General features: G+C 64.2%; 15 protein-coding genes. 6 read left to right on the forward strand and 9 right to left on the reverse strand.

The annotated features are described in order from the left end of the window. Positions 1–2 precede the first annotated feature (2 nt). The 3 genes from JVX98_RS27290 to JVX98_RS27300 form a co-directional block, all read right to left on the reverse strand. A complete protein-coding gene (locus JVX98_RS27290; protein ID WP_205238086.1) occupies positions 3–941 on the reverse strand; it encodes an alpha-E domain-containing protein in 939 nt (312 codons plus the stop codon). Positions 942–944: 3 nt separating this feature from the next. Continuing rightward, a complete protein-coding gene (locus JVX98_RS27295; protein WP_034803477.1) occupies positions 945–2339 on the reverse strand; it encodes a circularly permuted type 2 ATP-grasp protein in 1395 nt (464 codons plus the stop codon). Between the two features lie 234 nt (positions 2340–2573). Then, positions 2574–3653 carry a YeiH family protein gene (locus JVX98_RS27300; protein ID WP_205238087.1) on the reverse strand — a complete coding sequence of 360 codons (1080 nt, stop codon included), beginning with the start codon at positions 3651–3653 and terminating at the stop codon, positions 2574–2576. An 80-nt stretch (positions 3654–3733) separates the two neighbouring features. Here JVX98_RS27300 and JVX98_RS27305 point away from each other — a divergent pair, with 80 nt between their 5' ends. The 3 genes from JVX98_RS27305 to JVX98_RS27315 all read left to right on the forward strand — a co-directional run bounded on the left by JVX98_RS27305 (position 3734) and on the right by JVX98_RS27315 (position 6194). Continuing rightward, complete coding sequence (locus JVX98_RS27305) at positions 3734–4603, forward strand: LysR family transcriptional regulator (protein ID WP_205238088.1); 870 nt, start codon at positions 3734–3736, stop codon at positions 4601–4603. Positions 4604–4681: 78 nt separating this feature from the next. Then, positions 4682–5137 (forward strand): GyrI-like domain-containing protein, encoded by a 456-nt coding sequence (locus tag JVX98_RS27310; protein WP_246764962.1) that lies wholly within the window; start codon positions 4682–4684, stop codon positions 5135–5137. A gap of 181 nt (positions 5138–5318) precedes the next feature. Continuing rightward, positions 5319–6194, forward strand: a complete 876-nt coding sequence (locus JVX98_RS27315; protein ID WP_043623328.1) for a DMT family transporter — start codon at positions 5319–5321, stop codon at positions 6192–6194. 146 nt (positions 6195–6340) lie between these two features. Here JVX98_RS27315 and JVX98_RS27320 read toward each other — a convergent pair whose 3' ends face one another. From JVX98_RS27320 to JVX98_RS27330, 3 genes are all read right to left on the reverse strand, one after another. Further along, positions 6341–7891, reverse strand: a complete 1551-nt coding sequence (locus tag JVX98_RS27320) for a DEAD/DEAH box helicase (protein WP_192446980.1) — start codon at positions 7889–7891, stop codon at positions 6341–6343. Positions 7892–8185: 294 nt separating this feature from the next. Next, a complete protein-coding gene (locus JVX98_RS27325) occupies positions 8186–9286 on the reverse strand; it encodes a DNA alkylation repair protein (RefSeq protein WP_205238089.1) in 1101 nt (366 codons plus the stop codon). Between the two features lie 37 nt (positions 9287–9323). Further along, positions 9324–9623, reverse strand: coding sequence for a hypothetical protein (locus JVX98_RS27330; RefSeq protein WP_043623699.1), 300 nt, complete (start codon positions 9621–9623; stop codon positions 9324–9326). Positions 9624–9772: 149 nt separating this feature from the next. Here JVX98_RS27330 and JVX98_RS27335 point away from each other — a divergent pair, with 149 nt between their 5' ends. Then, positions 9773–10447, forward strand: a complete 675-nt coding sequence (locus tag JVX98_RS27335; protein WP_205238090.1) for a YafY family protein — start codon at positions 9773–9775, stop codon at positions 10445–10447. A gap of 127 nt (positions 10448–10574) precedes the next feature. After that, complete coding sequence (locus tag JVX98_RS27340) at positions 10575–11024, forward strand: host attachment protein (RefSeq protein WP_043623693.1); 450 nt, start codon at positions 10575–10577, stop codon at positions 11022–11024. A gap of 54 nt (positions 11025–11078) precedes the next feature. Here the strand turns inward: JVX98_RS27340 and JVX98_RS27345 are convergent, their stop codons facing one another. Further along, positions 11079–12665 (reverse strand): trimethylamine methyltransferase family protein, encoded by a 1587-nt coding sequence (locus tag JVX98_RS27345; protein ID WP_205238091.1) that lies wholly within the window; start codon positions 12663–12665, stop codon positions 11079–11081. Between the two features lie 165 nt (positions 12666–12830). Then, positions 12831–13547 (reverse strand): tRNA (5-methylaminomethyl-2-thiouridine)(34)-methyltransferase MnmD, encoded by a 717-nt coding sequence (gene mnmD, locus JVX98_RS27350; protein WP_205238092.1) that lies wholly within the window; start codon positions 13545–13547, stop codon positions 12831–12833. 39 nt (positions 13548–13586) lie between these two features. Between mnmD and JVX98_RS27355 the strand changes: the two genes are divergently transcribed. Then, positions 13587–14729 (forward strand): FAD-binding oxidoreductase, encoded by a 1143-nt coding sequence (locus tag JVX98_RS27355; RefSeq protein ID WP_205238093.1) that lies wholly within the window; start codon positions 13587–13589, stop codon positions 14727–14729. A 58-nt stretch (positions 14730–14787) separates the two neighbouring features. Here the strand turns inward: JVX98_RS27355 and JVX98_RS27360 are convergent, their stop codons facing one another. Next, positions 14788–15177 (reverse strand): PRC-barrel domain-containing protein, encoded by a 390-nt coding sequence (locus tag JVX98_RS27360; protein WP_246764963.1) that lies wholly within the window; start codon positions 15175–15177, stop codon positions 14788–14790. Positions 15178–15227 lie beyond the last annotated feature (50 nt).

Below are 15227 nucleotides of genomic sequence, written 5' to 3' on the forward strand. Positions count from 1 at the left end.
CTCTAGTAGAATCGGTAGCCGTCGGAGATTTCCTGTCCCAGGCGGTTGTTGTGGCTGATGAAGTCTTCGAGATACTCATGCAGCCCCTGATCCATGATGTCCTTGATCGACTGGCTGCGCAGCGACGCAAGCGTCCGGTCGGCCGTCTCGTGGGCGGCATGGCGTTCGCCATACTCCCGCTCGAGATAGCCGAGGTTGCTGGCGATCTTCTCGTAGCAATAGGCGAGCGAGCGCGGCATGCGGCCGTTGGAAATCAGGAAGTCGGCGATGTTGGCGGGGCGAAGTTCGGCGTCATAGACCCAGCCATAGGCGCGATGCGCCGAGACCGAGCGCAGGATCGATTCCCATTGCACATTGTCCATCGACGAGCCGACGGCTGCGACCGCCGGCAGAAGCACGTAGTACTTCACGTCAAGGATGCGGGCGGTGTTGTCGGCCCGTTCGATGAAGGTGCCGATGCGCGAGAAATTGAAGATCTCGTTTCGAAGCATGGTGCCGTGGAAGGCGCCACGGATGAGGCCGGCGCGGCGCTTGATCATGTCGATGATCTCCGGCATGTCCGTCGGGCGCGCCTTCTTCGACAGCATTGCCCTCATCTCGAGATAGCACTCGTTGGTGGCTTCCCAGGTTTCGCGCGTCAGCGCCGTGCGCACCATGCGGGCATTGTGACGGCCCGCCTCGATGCAGGACATCACGCTTGAGGGATTGGCCCGGTCGCGCAGCAGGAAGTCGATCGCGTCGATGCTTGTCAGCGTCTCGTGCACCTCGTCATAAAGTTCGCGCACGCCCGCACTTTGCAGCACTCCGTCCCAGTCGCCCTCCGTTGCCTCGCTGCGGGTCAGCGCCATGCGCAGGCCGGCATCGATCAGCCGGGCGCTGTTTTCGGCGCGTTCGATATAGCGGAACATCCAGTAGAGGCCGTTTGCAGTTCTTCCCAGCATCTCTCAGTCCTCCAGCACCCAGGTGTCCTTGGTCCCGCCACCCTGGCTGGAATTCACGACGAGCGAACCGGCTTTCAGCGCCACGCGCGTCAGGCCGCCGGGGATGATCTGGACCTTGTCGGAGACGAGGACATAAGGGCGAAGGTCGACGTGCCGGGGCGCGATGCCCTTGTTGACGAGGATCGGCACGGTGGAAAGGGAAAGCGTCGGCTGGGCGATGTAATTGGTCGGGCGGGCTTTCAGCTTCTCGGCGAAGACGGCGCGTTCCTTCCTGGTCGCCGTCGGGCCTACCAGCATGCCGTAGCCGCCGGAGCCGTGGACCTCCTTGACCACCAGCTCTTCCAGATGCTCGAGCACGTATTTGAGGCTCTGCGGCTCGGAACAGCGCCAGGTCGGGACGTTTTCCAAGAGCGGCTTGCGGCCGGTATAGAACTCGACGATCTCGGGCATGTAGGAATAGATCGCTTTGTCGTCGGAAATTCCGGTGCCGGGCGCGTTGGCAATGGTGATGTTGCCGGCGCGGTAGACGTCCATGATGCCGGGGATGCCGAGGGCGGAATCCGGTCGGAAGGTGAGTGGGTCGAGGAAGTCGTCATCGACGCGGCGGTAGAGCACGTCGATCGCCTCGTAGCCGCGGGTGGTGCGCATCTTCACCTTGCCGTCGATCACCCGCAGGTCCGATCCTTCGACGAGCTCGACGCCCATCTGGTCGGCGAGGAACGCGTGTTCGTAGTAGGCCGAATTGTAGATGCCGGGCGTCAGCACCGCGACGCGCGGCTTGCCGCTGCAGCCGGGAGGTGCGAGCGACGAAAGGCTCTGCCGCAGCAGGTAGGGGTAGTTCTCGACCGGGCGCACGCGGTTCTGATGGAAGAGTTCCGGGAACATCTGCATCATCGTTTCGCGGTTTTCCAGCATGTAGCTGACGCCGGACGGGGTACGCGCGTTATCTTCGAGAACGTAGAACTGGTCTTCGCCGGTTCTGACGATGTCGGTGCCGACGATGTGGGTGTAGACGCCGCCCGGCGGCCGGAAGCCGATCATCTGCGGCAGGAAGGCTTCGTTCTTCTCGATCAGTTCGCGCGGGATGCGGCCGGCGCGGATGATTTCCTGCTTGTGGTAGATGTCGTCGAGGAAGGCGTTGAGTGCGATGACCCGTTGTTCGATGCCTTGCGCGAGCTTGCGCCATTCGCGGCCGGAGATGATGCGGGGGATGAGATCGAAGGGGATGAGTTTTTCGGAGCTGTCTGCGTGTCCGTAAACCGCGAAGGTAATGCCGGTTTTCCGGAAGATGTTCTCGGCGTCCTTGGATTTCGCTATGAGCCGATTTCTGTCCTGGCTGGCATACCAATCATGATAGGTCGAATATGGCTGGCGCGGACTGCTGTCCGCATTCATCATTTCGTCAAATGCCAAAGGCGTGGTCCCCTTATTTTTGACCATTTGAGTACAAGGCTGGTTGCAATGCAAGAAGCGTGCTCAGTCGCCCGAAAAGAAAGTTGACCCCGCCAGAAGCGCCCGTTCGCGGGAAAATCTGCACAACGGCAAGGCAGCCGCATCCGGTCGCCGAAAGCGGTTGCGACCGGGTGGGCAAGAAATATGCACGTGCTCTAAATTTGGACGCGGGCGCCGAAGCTAGCCGAGACCCAGGCAGACGATGGCGAGCACCGCAAGAACACAGAGCACCAGCAGCGACAGCGTGGCGGCAGCGCTTGCACGCGGCCCGCAATGGGCAAGCGCGCGGATGTCGACCTCAAGGCCGAGGGCGGCCATGGCGATGACGGTCAGCCAGGTGGAGACCGTCACGGCGTCGGTCGCGAGCGTGTCGGAGATTGCGCCACTGTTGCGGGCGATGGCGACAGCCACGAAACCCAGGATGAACCAGGGAACGAAGTGGAGGATCGTGGCGAGGCGCGACTTCCGTTGTCCGGGCGCTTTGCATTCCGCCTCCTCATCGCGGCTGCCGATCAGCGAGAAGCAGAAGACGACGGGGCCGAGCATCAGCACGCGCACGAGCTTGACGAGCGTGCCGACCTGGACCGAGAGCGGGCTGAAGGGGCTGGCGGCGGCCAGGACTTGTGGCACGGCATAGACGGTCATGCCGGCAAAGACGCCGTAGCCCTCGGGCGTCATGCCGAGCCAGCCGCCGATGAAGGGCAGCGACAGGACGACGGCGATGCCGAGGATGGCGGTAAAGGAGATTGCGGCTGCGACCTCCTCGCCGCGGGCGCCGATTGCCGGTGCGACGGCCGCGATCGCCGAGTTGCCGCAGATGGCGTTGCCACAGGCAATCAAAGTCGCCAGACGTTTCGGCAGGCCAAGCAATCGCGCGATCACGTAACCGGTGGAAATTGACAGGAGGACCATCACGACGATGGTGACGAGCAAGGTCGGCCCGCTTTTGGCGATCGCGTCGAAGCTCAGCATCGCGCCGATCAGCACGATCGCCGTCTCCAGCAGGATCTTCGCCGAGAAGTGAATGCCGGAAAGGAAGCGCGCGCCGGGCGTCCAGAGGGTGCGGACGATAGCGCCGAGAAGGATCGCGAGAACGAGGGCTTCCAGCCAGGCGCGGCCGGTCCAGCGCCGCTCGATCCATTCGAGGCCGATGGCCGCAAGGGCGACGAGACAGCTGAGGAAAAGGCCCGGGAGAATGCACGTCAGGCGGGAGGCGGTTGAGGAAAAATGGGAGCGAAATGGGGGATGCGATCTGGACATGGGCGCAACCTACGCTCATCCATGAATCAGTCTAACGGATTATTCTTGTCATTCTGATCGATTTTTGAGATTGATCTACCATGACACTCGATCAGCTTAAAATCTTCGTCGCGGTCGCCGAGCGGCTGCACATGACCAAAGCCGCCGAGGCGATGAACGTCACGCAGTCGGCCGCAAGTGCGGCGATCGCAGCGCTTGAAACCCAGCACGATGTCCGGTTGTTCGATCGCGTTGGCCGCGGCCTGACGCTGACCGATGCCGGCAAGATCTTCCTGCCGGAGGCAAAAGCGGTGCTTGCCCGGGCAGCCGCGGCCACCGCCTGCCTTCGCGATCTCTCCGAGCTTCGCCGTGGCGAACTGTCGATTGCGGCGAGCCAGACGGTTGCGAGCTATTGGCTGCCGTCGCGGCTTGCCCGCTTCACCCACGACTATCCCCAGGTCGACGTGAAGCTCACCGTGCGCAACACGGCTGTCGTCGCCGAGGCGGTGGAGGAGGGGACGGCGCAGCTCGGCTTCGTCGAGGGGCGCGTGGATGGCGCCAAGCTCGACCATCGCCGCGTCGCCGTCGATCGCATCGCCGTCTATGCCGCGCCTGGCCACGCGTTCGTCGGTGCCGCGGTCAATCTGGAAATGCTGCTGTCTGCGCGCTGGGTGCTGCGCGAGGAAGGCTCCGGCACGCGGGCAATGTTCCTGCAATCGATGAATGATCATGGAGCAGACGTCGATCGGCTCAGGATCGAGCTTGAGCTGCCCTCGAACGAGGCGGTGCTGACGGCGGTCGAAAGCGGTCCGTTCGTCACAGCCGTTTCCCGGCTTGCCGCACAACCCTTCGTCGATAGCGGCCGGCTGGTGGAACTGCCGTTCGAACTGGCCGAGCGCAGCTTCGAGCTTTTGACCCATCGCGAGAGGCAGTTCAGCCGCGCGGCACGCGCCTTCGTGGAACTGCTTTGAGAGCAGGTCCGTTTCTCTCCTGCGATGGCGGCGAAAGCCTGCCAATGTTTGCGGGATTGCCCGTTCAAAGAGGTGACCATGGCGTTCGAAATCGTCGAGAGATCCGCACAGCGCATTTCCGGGTCGTTCTGGGAGGGAACCTTCGTCGAGGCGGCCGATGGCGCCGTGCGCCGGCTGATCGCCGAAATGCAGGGGCATCACCAGCATCTTCATCCCGGCGACCATACGGCATTGGTCGGCATCTCCTGGAACGATCGTCCGGATGGCTTTCGCTATCTCGTCGGCTATGTCTCCGACAAGGCCGAGACGACCGTGCACCCCGGCCATGTCGACCTGCCGGCCATGCGCTTCGTTACGGCCCTGCATCACCCTGACAGCGGCGACGTCTTTGCCCATTACCAGAGAATGTTCGACTGGATCGCGGCCGAAGGCCATGCGATCGATACCGCCTTGCTGCACTATCGCGAGGAGTACGATCCCGGTTTCGTCTCGCTGTCGCTATCCTCGCTCAGGCTGATGGTTCCGATTGGCTGATGCTTCCCATCAGAAAAATTGCTTTGACCATCAATACCGGCGCGGATACTTGCATGAGTGCTTAAATCAGAGGATTTGAGCGCGAAATCAGCGGCAGATCAAAGCGTTACGGCGGCCAGGCGCGCTTCAGCGAGGGCGGCTCATGCTTTCCGCCTGCCGCCGTCATTCCGATAGGCTCACCATGCTCGCCCGTCTGGCTCCCGCCATCTTCGTTCTGCTCTGGTCCACCGGCTGGGTCGTGGCGAAATACGCTGCGGTCTACGCAGATCCGCTGACCTTTCTCGTGTTGCGCTACACGCTGGCGATCGCGCTCTTCATCCTCTTCTGCGTCGTCACCGGCGCGCAGTGGCCGAAGTCCTGGAAAATGGCCGGTCATGCGATCCTGTCCGGCATGTTCCTTCACGGGCTCTATCTCGGGTCGGTCTGGTGGGCGATTGGCGAAGGCGTGCCGGCCGGCATTTCCGGCATCATCGCCGGCCTTCAGCCGCTCATGACCGCGGTCGCCGCAGCCTTCGTCATCGACGAACGGCTGAGCGTGCAGCAGAAGCTTGGGCTGGTGCTCGGCTTCTTCGGCATTGCTCTTGCCGTCCTGCCGAAGGTGCTGGCGATCGACACGGGTGCGACGCCGATACACTTTCTGCCTGTGATCATCAACGTGCTCGGCATGGGCGCTGTCACCTATGGCACGCTCTACCAGAAGCGCCATCTGCAGAGCGGCGACATCCGCACCATCGCAGCGCTGCAATATCTCGGCGCGCTGATCGTGACGATCCCGTTGGCGCTGATGCTGGAAGACCTGCACGTGACCTGGAACCTCCAGGTGGTTCTGGCGCTTGCCTGGTCGGTTCTCGGGCTCTCGATGGGGGCGATCGCGCTGCTGCTTTATCTGATCCGTCGCGGGCAGGTGTCGCGCGCAGCGTCGCTGATCTATCTCGTGCCGCCGCTCGCCGCCGTGCAGGCGTGGCTCTTCTTCGGCGAAGCGCTGACGCTGCCGATGGTCATCGGCACCATCATTGCCGTTGCCGGCGTCTATCTGACCAACCGCAAGCAGGCGTGACGCACGACGTGCGAGCGCGTGCAGCGGTTTTGCGATGGCGACAGGCGAACAGCCCAAAACGAAAACGGCGGGCCGAAGCGACCCGCCGTTCATATTGCTAAGTACTACGATGGCTTTGCGTGCCTGATCGGCGCGGCGCGCCTCGGTCAGCCCTGGTGGCCGCGATTGCCGCCATTGCCCCGACGCTGGCCCTGGCCGCCTTCGCGACGCTCGCCACCGCCACGGTTTTCGTTGCGGCCGCCCTGGTTGCGGTCACGACGGTCGCCCTGCTTCTGGCCGGGACGTCCGTGGTGCTTCTTGCCTTCGTGGTTGCGGTTGCCTTCGCCACGGCCGTCGGTCTGCGGATGGCCGTGATCGCGGCGCTCCTGGCGCTGCGGGCGGCGCTCGTCGCGCAAAAGGTCGTCGCCGGTAAAGCCGCTGGTGGCTGCAACCGGCTCGCCGGCCGGGCGCTCGCGACGCGGCGGACGGCCGCCGTTCTGGTGATGACCGCCGCCATTGCCCTTGCGGTGGCCGGCGCCGTTGTTGCCTCGGCCGCCGCGGCCCTTGGCCGGACGCGCCTGGTCGGCGGGAGCCTCGCCGCTGGCAACGGCAATGTTGATGCCCATCAGCTTCTCGATGTCGCGCAGCAGGCGGATTTCGTCCGGCGCGCAGAAGGCGATGGCGATGCCGTCGCGGCCGGCGCGCGCGGTGCGGCCGATGCGGTGAACATAGGCATCCGGCACTTCCGGCAGGTCGTAGTTGTAAACGTGGGTAACGCCGGGGATATCGATGCCGCGGGCGGCGACGTCGGTCGCGACCAGCACACGGATCTCGCCGTCACGGAAGGCCTTGAGCGCGCGCTCGCGCTGGCCCTGGCTCTTGTTGCCGTGGATCGAGGCGGCCTTGAAGCCGACGTGGTCGAGATGCTTCATCAGCTTCTCGGCGCCGTGCTTGGTGCGGCTGAAGATCAGCGACAGGCCGTCCGGGTTCTCTGTCAGCGTCTTCTTGAGGATGGTCGTCTTCAGGTCCTTGCCGGGAACGAAGTGAACGTATTGTTCGACCTTGTCGGCAGCCTTGCCCGGAGGCGTGACTTCGACCTTGACCGGGTTGGTCAGGTACTCGCCAGCAAGCTCGGCGATCTGCTTCGGCATGGTGGCCGAGAAGAGCAGCGTCTGGCGGTTCTTCGGCACCAGCTTGGAGATCTTGCGCAGGTCGTGGATGAAGCCGAGGTCGAGCATCTGGTCGGCTTCGTCGAGCACCAGGTAGCGGCCCTGCGTCAGCGTCACCGCCTTGCGGGCGACGAGGTCGAGCAGGCGGCCCGGCGTTGCGACCAGGATGTCGACGCCGCGGGCGAGTTGTTCGGTCTGCTTGTTGATCGAGACGCCGCCGACGACGACGCCGATCTTCAGCGGCGACTTCTTGACGAACAGCTTGAGGTTGGCGGCGATCTGGTTGACCAGTTCGCGGGTCGGCGCCAGAACCAGGGCGCGAATGTTGCGCGGATCGGGGCGCTTGCCTTCGGCAACGAGCTTCTCGATCATCGGCAGGCCGAAGGCGGCCGTCTTGCCGGTGCCGGTCTGGGCGAGACCGATGAGATCGTTGCCCTTCAGCACCAGCGGGATCGCCTGAGCCTGGATCGGGGTCGGCTTTTCGAAGCCGTTGGCAGACAGGGTTTCCAGAATGTGCTCGGAGAGGCCGAGATCTTTAAAGGTGGACAAATGCATATACCTTTTGGGGGCGCCAAACGCATTCGCCGGAACCGCGTTCTTGCTGTTCCGGTGTCGTTCGGCGTCAAGAACCCCGCGTGAATTGGGAACTTGTGGGTTGAATTAAGTCGTCAAGCGCCTGTGCTGTGCCGCCTATTGCGGTGATATGTGCGCTATCCTTCTTCACGGCTTTCTATGTCTGCCGAGGGCGCGCTCACGCGGCGGCCGGAAGGTGACGCTGGGCACCATGTCGTTGGTTTGGACGAAAAAGTCAAGGTCCATCTTTTCGCAGGTGCGAAATGAGATCTACTCAAGCGCGAGATCGAAGCCCGCTTCCGCCGCTTCCTGGCCGTTGACGAGGATGACGATCCGGTGGGTGCCGGGGTAATAACGGCGGGTGGTGATCGGCCGGATCGCATGGCGTTTCTCGATCTCGATCGAGGCGCCGGGGGCAAGCGTCGCCGACGTCCACTTGAACACCTTCGGCGAGGTTGCGCCGTTTGCCTTGCGGTGGTGCACGGCGTAGTCGATCATCACTTTCTGGCTCGTCTCGGCGTCATGGCTGACGGCCAGACGCAGGCCGAGGCTTTCGCCGAGCACGATGTCCGAACGATCGAGCGAAAAGCGGGCATTGATGCCGGCCGGGGGCGCAAAACCGAAATTGCCGAGCGCGTCCACGTGGCCCTGCTTCAAGAGCGTGCGTGAGGCGTGGCGGAGAAGCTGGCGGCGCTCCGGCGATGCGTCGCCGATATGTTCGGCGACGAAAGCGGCCACCAGGTCCGGATGGTCCTTGGCGATGTCGTTGAGGCTGTTGGCAACCGAGCGGCGCACATAGTCCTCGGGGTCGTCGAGGAGGGCGGTCAGGATCGGCAGGATCGGCTGCGGATCGCGAATGAGCTGCGGCAGCCGCATCGCCCAGGGCAGGCGCGGGCGGGTGCCTTCGCTCGCCAATCGACGGACGTGATGGTTGGGGTCCTTCGTCCAGCCGCGGATCGTCGCAAGGGCGCGCTCCTGGTCGCGATCGATGAAGACACGGATGCCGAACTCGGCTGTGAAATGCGGCGTCAGCGCGCGCAGCAGCGATAGCGAAAGGTCGAACTCGTCGAGGCCGCGCAAGGCGACGTATTGGCTGACGGGCAGTAGCGACCAGCCGCTGATGCCCTCGGCGTCGTCACGGGGAAGGCAGGCGTCGAGGATGGCGGCAGCCTCCGGAAATGCCTGCGGCAGCGTCTCGGCGAGCGCGTCGCGGATCTGCAGCGAGCGCTGCATCAGCTCCAGCGCCTCCAGGCCGTCGCCCGCAAGCGCCATGAACTTCCTGCGATCGAAGGTTCCCGCATTATGTCCGAGCGCATCGGCGATGGCGACGACGACACCGGGGTGCAGCAGGTTCTTCAGTGGTTCGGCCATCGCGCGGCAGTCCTTTGTTCGTCTCGTTCCGGGCCGGTCAGATCCTCTGGCCGCCGCTAAAATGCTGGACTAGCATTACCGCGCTGATGGTCGCTGCGTAAGGTGCGAACTCAGGGTCGACCCGGACGCGCTCGCCGGCCGATTTCGCAGCCTCCAGCGTTTCCCATTCAACGAGGTCGGCGAACATGCCCGAAGTCTCGCAGGAATCGACCGCGCGCCAGGAGACGAAGCCCGGATAGCGTGAAACCGCCTGCATGGCGCGCTGGCGCGTGGCCGTCGCGGCCGGCCTGTCGGTGACGATGCAGACGGCAAGTTCGAGGATGTGATCGCTGGTCATGAGGATGCTCCCTGTGAGTTGCCGCTTGATTTAACACAGGGCAACTGACAGCCTTATGGCCATTACCGACGGCGGCGTGCTTGTGGGCGAGCCAGGCACGCGGTAGCCCTTTGATACGTCAACGGCGTCTTGCCGTTGGGAGGCCAGACATGAGACCCGCCGACCGGCTGTTTCGCATCATCCAGCTCCTGCGCGCGAGCGGCCGGGTGATGACGGCGCGCGAGATCGCCGAGAAGATGGAGGTCGCCCAGCGCACCATCTATCGCGACATGGAGCACCTGATCGCCTCAGGCGCGCCGATCGACGGCGAACGCGGCGTCGGCTATCTCCTGCGCGGCGCGTTCGATGCGCCGCCGCTTGCCTTTACCTTCGAGCAGCTGGAAGCGCTCGCCTTCGGCGCGCGAGCGGTGCAGATGCTCGGCGACGGAAGGCTCGCCCAGGCGGCGCGCGAGGCGATGGAGAAAATCGCCCATGGTCTGCCGCCCGAACATCGACAGCGGCTGACGGCAGCACCGCTTCGCGCCTTCCGCTCGTCGCTCCAGCCGGAACCGCCGGCGCTGCTCGGCGAGATCCGCCTGGCGATCGCCGGGCGCCGCAAGCTTCGCCTGGTCTATGACAGCCTCAAGGACGAACATTCCGAGCGCATCATCTGGCCGCTCGGTCTCAGCGTCTTCGGGCATTTCTGGCTGCTGACGGGCTGGTGCGAACTGAGGTCGGATTTCCGCGATTTCCGGGTCGACAGGATCAGCGCGCTTCACGTCCAGCGCGAACGCTACGAGGTGATGCCGGAGCGCAGCTTCGAAGCCTATATCGCGCGGATGTGATCGGCGCACCCGGCGAAACTATCAGCATCGTCGCCACCTTCCGATGGAACCGGATCGCGCCTCGTTCGTTTCCTTTACAGGGTCTTCATGACCCTTCGCGATCCACACCTTTCACTGGGAGACAATCGTGCAGAACCGGACTTGGATACTGGCCGCGGATGGCAACACCGCGCGCATCGTCAAGGGCGTGAACCTGTTGAAGGAAGAGCGCCAGCGGCCGGAGGAGGAGACCTTTCACACCGAACCGAAGCGCGTTCAGGACATCATGGCGGACAAGCCCGGTCGGTCGCATTCGTCCGTCGGACACGGGCGCTCGGCCATGGAATACAAGAGCGATCCCGTTCGTGAGGAGCAGCAGCGCTTTGTTGCTGATGTGGCCGGAAGGCTCGAAAGTTATGCCGCCAACCAGGCCTTCGACAGCCTGGTGATCTGTGCGGCACCCCGGACGCTTGGCGATCTGCGCAAGCAGCTTTCCGCCCATGTCCGCGAACGGACAGTCGCCGAGATCGACCGCAATTGCGTGGCTGCCACCACCGAACAACTGATCGCAACGGCACGGGCCGCAGTGTTCCCTTAAAGCTCGGCCGCAGCCGGGCTTCGTAACGTTTTCCGGTACATCCAAGGCGTCCCGTCAGAAATCGGTCGGGACGCCGCCTTCCGCCTTGCGCTTGGCGACGAAGGCATCGAGTTCCTCCTCGATCGCGGGATCGAGCGGCGGGCGCTCATATTCGTTGAGCTTCTGTTTGAAGATCCGGTTGGCATGGTCGTAGGTTGTCGGTCGCCCGGCTTCGGTCCAGGTTTCGAAGTTGCGCCAGTCCGACAGGATCGGTGAATAAAAGGCGGTCTCGTAGCGTTGCAGCGTGTGCAGCGTGCCGAAGTAATGGCCGCCGGGACCGACATCGCGCACGGCGTCGAGCCCGAGCGCATCCTCGCTGACATCGAGCGGGGTCAGGTATTCCGCCACCATCTGCAGCATGTCGACGTCGAGGATGAATTTCTCGAAGGAGGCCGTGAGCCCGCCTTCGGTCCAACCGGCGGCGTGCATGACGAAGTTGCCGCCCCCTTGCGTCAACGCCCAGAGCGACATGGCGGATTCGTAAGCCGCTTGAGCGTCCAGCGTATTGGCGGCGTTGGTGTTCGAGGTGCGGTAGGGGATGTTGTAGCGGCGAGCGAGCTGGCCGCCGGCGACCACCGCCTTCATGTATTCCGGCGTGCCGAAGGCTGGCGCACCGGTCTTCATGTCGACGTTGGAGGTGAAGCCGCCATACATGACTGGCGCGCCGCGCCGGACCATTTGGGTGAAGGCGATGCCGCAGAGCGCCTCGGCGTTCTGCTGCACCAGCGCACCGGCGATCGTCACCGGGGCCATCGCGCCGGCGAGCGTGAAGGGCGTGACCACGACCACCTGGTTGCGCGAAGACATCTCGATGATGCCCTGCAGCATCGGCCCGTCGAGCCGGAGCGGCGAGGAGGTGTTGATGATGGTGAAGAGCGAGGGCTCGCGTTCCATCTGCTCCATCGAGATGCCGCGGCCGATGCGGGCGATCTCGATGCCGTCGGTGTTGCGCTGCTTGCCGAGCGAATAGACGTGGAACACCTTGTCGGTGAGCTTCACCATGTCGGAGAGGCAATCGAGGTGGCGCACCGAGGCATGGATGTCGACCGGCTCGACCGGATAGCCGCCGGTCGTGTGGACGATGTCATAGGATTGCGCGAGCTTCACGAGCTTGCGGTAGTCCTCCTGGTTGCCGGTGCGGCGGCCGCCGTCGCGGTCGGCGACGAAGGGAGCGCTCGCGATCTGGGCGAAGACGAGATTGTTGCCGCCGATGGCGACATTGCGGGCCGGGTTGCGGGCATGCATGGTGAAGGTTGGCGGTACCGAGGCGATCATGTCCATGATCAGGCCGCGGTCGAAGCGCACCCGGTCGGTGCCGGGTGTCACGTCGGCGCCGGCAGCCTTCATCCGCTCGCGCGCCTCCGGCAGGATGACGTCCATCCCGATCTCTTCGAGGATCGTCAGCGATGCCTCATGTACCGATTCAAGCGCATCATCCGAAAGGACGGTGGATTTCGCCAGCGCATTGACAAGATTGAGATATTTGCCGCCGGGGGATCTGCGCACACGCTCGGCACTGCGCCCGCCCGGGCGGCGTCGGCGCTCCAGCGGAGTCGAGGCTGCGTCGCCGGTTGCTGCATCGGGAAACTGATCGTCGTTCATGAAAGACCCACCGTGTTGCCGATGGGGAGTGTGTCGCAGATTCGAGGCGGCGATGGCCCGCCATTTGCGACAGTTCAGTTCTCTTGTGGAGTAAATCGCTTGCCCTGACGCATTTCTGCAGCTGGATGGCGTAATCGCTCAAGACACGTTTAACGGAGATGAGCGCTAGGCTCGGTCGCCCCGCAGCATCTCGCGCTTGCCGGCAAAACCTTTGCGCTTTTCGACGGCAAAGCCCGCGGCCTGCAAATTGCGGCGGACGAAACCGGCAGCGGCATAGGTGGCGAAACTGCCGCCGGGCGTGGTCTTGTCGAAGACCAGCCGCATCAGATCCTCCGACCACATGTCGGGATTGCGCGACGGCGCAAAGCCGTCGAGGTACCAGGCGTCGAACGGTTGTTCAGCGCGGGCGACGCCCTCGAGTGCCGGACCACAGACGACCGTGAGGCTGACGCCGTCGCCGAAGTCGATCCGGACGTCGCCATCGGGCGCGGCCGGCCAGCGCGAGGCCAGTGCCTGGCGCTCCGTGTCGATCTCCGACCAATGGCCAAGCGCGCGCGAAATCTCTTCTGCGGCCATCGGGAAACGTTCGAAGGACACGAACCGCAGCCGGTCGCCGGCGGTCGCGGTCATCTTCCACTGACGCCAGGTTTCGCAGAAATTGAGGCCGGTGCCGAAGCCGAGTTCGCCGATGCGGAAGGTGCCTGCGCCGACCCAGCGGTCGGGCAGGCCGTTGCCCGATAGGAAGACGTGGCCGCACTCCAGCCGCCCGTCGGTGCGGCAATAAAAGTGATCGCCAAACTCCCGGGAATAGGGCATATCGCCCTCGTGCCAATCAAGGTTCTGGTGCGCCGGGGGCTCGATCGGGTCTGCGGGTCCTGTCATGGCCAAGGCGATAATCCGCCGGCCGGAGAAGGTCAATCGATGAGCGAGCTTTTGGTCGTCGGCGGCGGCATCATGGGGCTGTGGGCCGCGCTTGGCGCCGCGCGCAGGGGCATGACCGTGCGGCTCGTCGAGCAGCAGGCGATCGGCGCTGGCGCCAGCGGTGGCCTTTTGGGCGCGCTCATGCCGCATATGCCCGATCGCTGGAACGACAAGAAGCGGTTCCAGTTCGACGCCCTCGTGACGATCGAAGAAGAGATCGCGGCGCTCGAGGCGGAGACGGGCCTGTCGACCGGCTATCGGCGGACGGGTCGCTTGATCCCGCTGGCCAAGCCTCATCTGCGCGATATCGCCCTTCGGCACGAGCAGGATGCACTGAGCCACTGGCGGGCGGCCGACAGGCAGTTCCACTGGCACGTGAAGGACGAGGGGCCCGAGGGCTGGCCAGGCGCCGAGGCAGCAGCGCACGGCATGGTCTTCGATACGCTCGCCGCGCGCGTCTCGCCGCGTCGCCTGCTTGCGGCCCTCCGCACGGCACTCCTGCAGGCACCGAACGCTCATGTGGACGAACGCCGGGGCGTGCGCCGGATCGAGCCGGCGCACGGCCGGGCCGAGCTCGACGACGGCACCCGGATCGGTTTTGAGCATTGCATCATCGCAGCAGGTGTCGGCAGCTTTCAATTGATCGACGACGTGTCAGCGCCGCTGGCGGAAACGAGCGGCACGGCGGTCAAGGGCCAGGCGGCACTGCTGCGGGCGGAGATCGACCCGGCGCTTCCGGTGATCTTTGCCGACGGCGTCTACGTCATCGCCCATGACGACGGCCATGTGGCGGTCGGCAGCACCAGCGAAAACAGTTTTGCCGATCCCCTGTCGACGGACGCCCAGCTGGATGAACTGCTTCGGCGCGCCGTGGCGCTTGCACCGCGGCTGGCGGGTGCCGAGGTGGTGGAGCGATGGGCGGGGTTGCGTCCGAAGGCGACGGGGCGCGAGCCGATGGTCGGCCGGCATCCGGACCATTCGAATGTCTCGGTCCTGACCGGCGGCTTCAAGGTGAGCTTCGGCATCGCCCACCGGCTGGCACGTTTCGTCGTCGACGAGATCGCCGGTTCTCCGATGATCGGTATTCCCGATTCTTTCTTCTGTCGGAATCACATAGCCGCACTTCGCGACAAAAGCCTTTAGCCCCGGACATGCGAAAGGCCCCGCCGGCGGCGGGGCCCGAAAGATCGAAAGTCAGGCATTACATCCAGTAGGGCGGCACGCCGTAGTAGTCGTAGACACGGCGACCGTTTTCCGCGTTCCAATCGTATTCATCGGTGCCGTGATATTTCGGCGCGTTTTCGACCTGATCGCGAGTCACATCAGTGCGATAGCCGCCCAGCTTCTCGTCATAGGTCAGCTTTGCCCAGGGCAGTGGATAGTGGTCTTCGCCGAGGCCGAGAAAGCCGCCGAAGCCGAGCACCGCATAGGCGACGCGCCCGCTGCGCTTCTCGATGATCACGCGCTCGATCGAGCCGATGTGTTTTTCGTCGGGGCCGTAGACCCTCGTGCCTTCAACCTTGTCGCTCGCGATCAGGTCGTGGGTCTCCTTGATCCGGGCGTCCTGAAGGTTAGCATTGTGATAGGTCACGTTTCGTCTCCATCCTTGTTTTCCTACCATTGGGGAACGAGCGATCGGCC

This window comes from Ensifer sp. PDNC004 (genome assembly GCF_016919405.1).
Taxonomy (GTDB): domain Bacteria; phylum Pseudomonadota; class Alphaproteobacteria; order Rhizobiales; family Rhizobiaceae; genus Ensifer.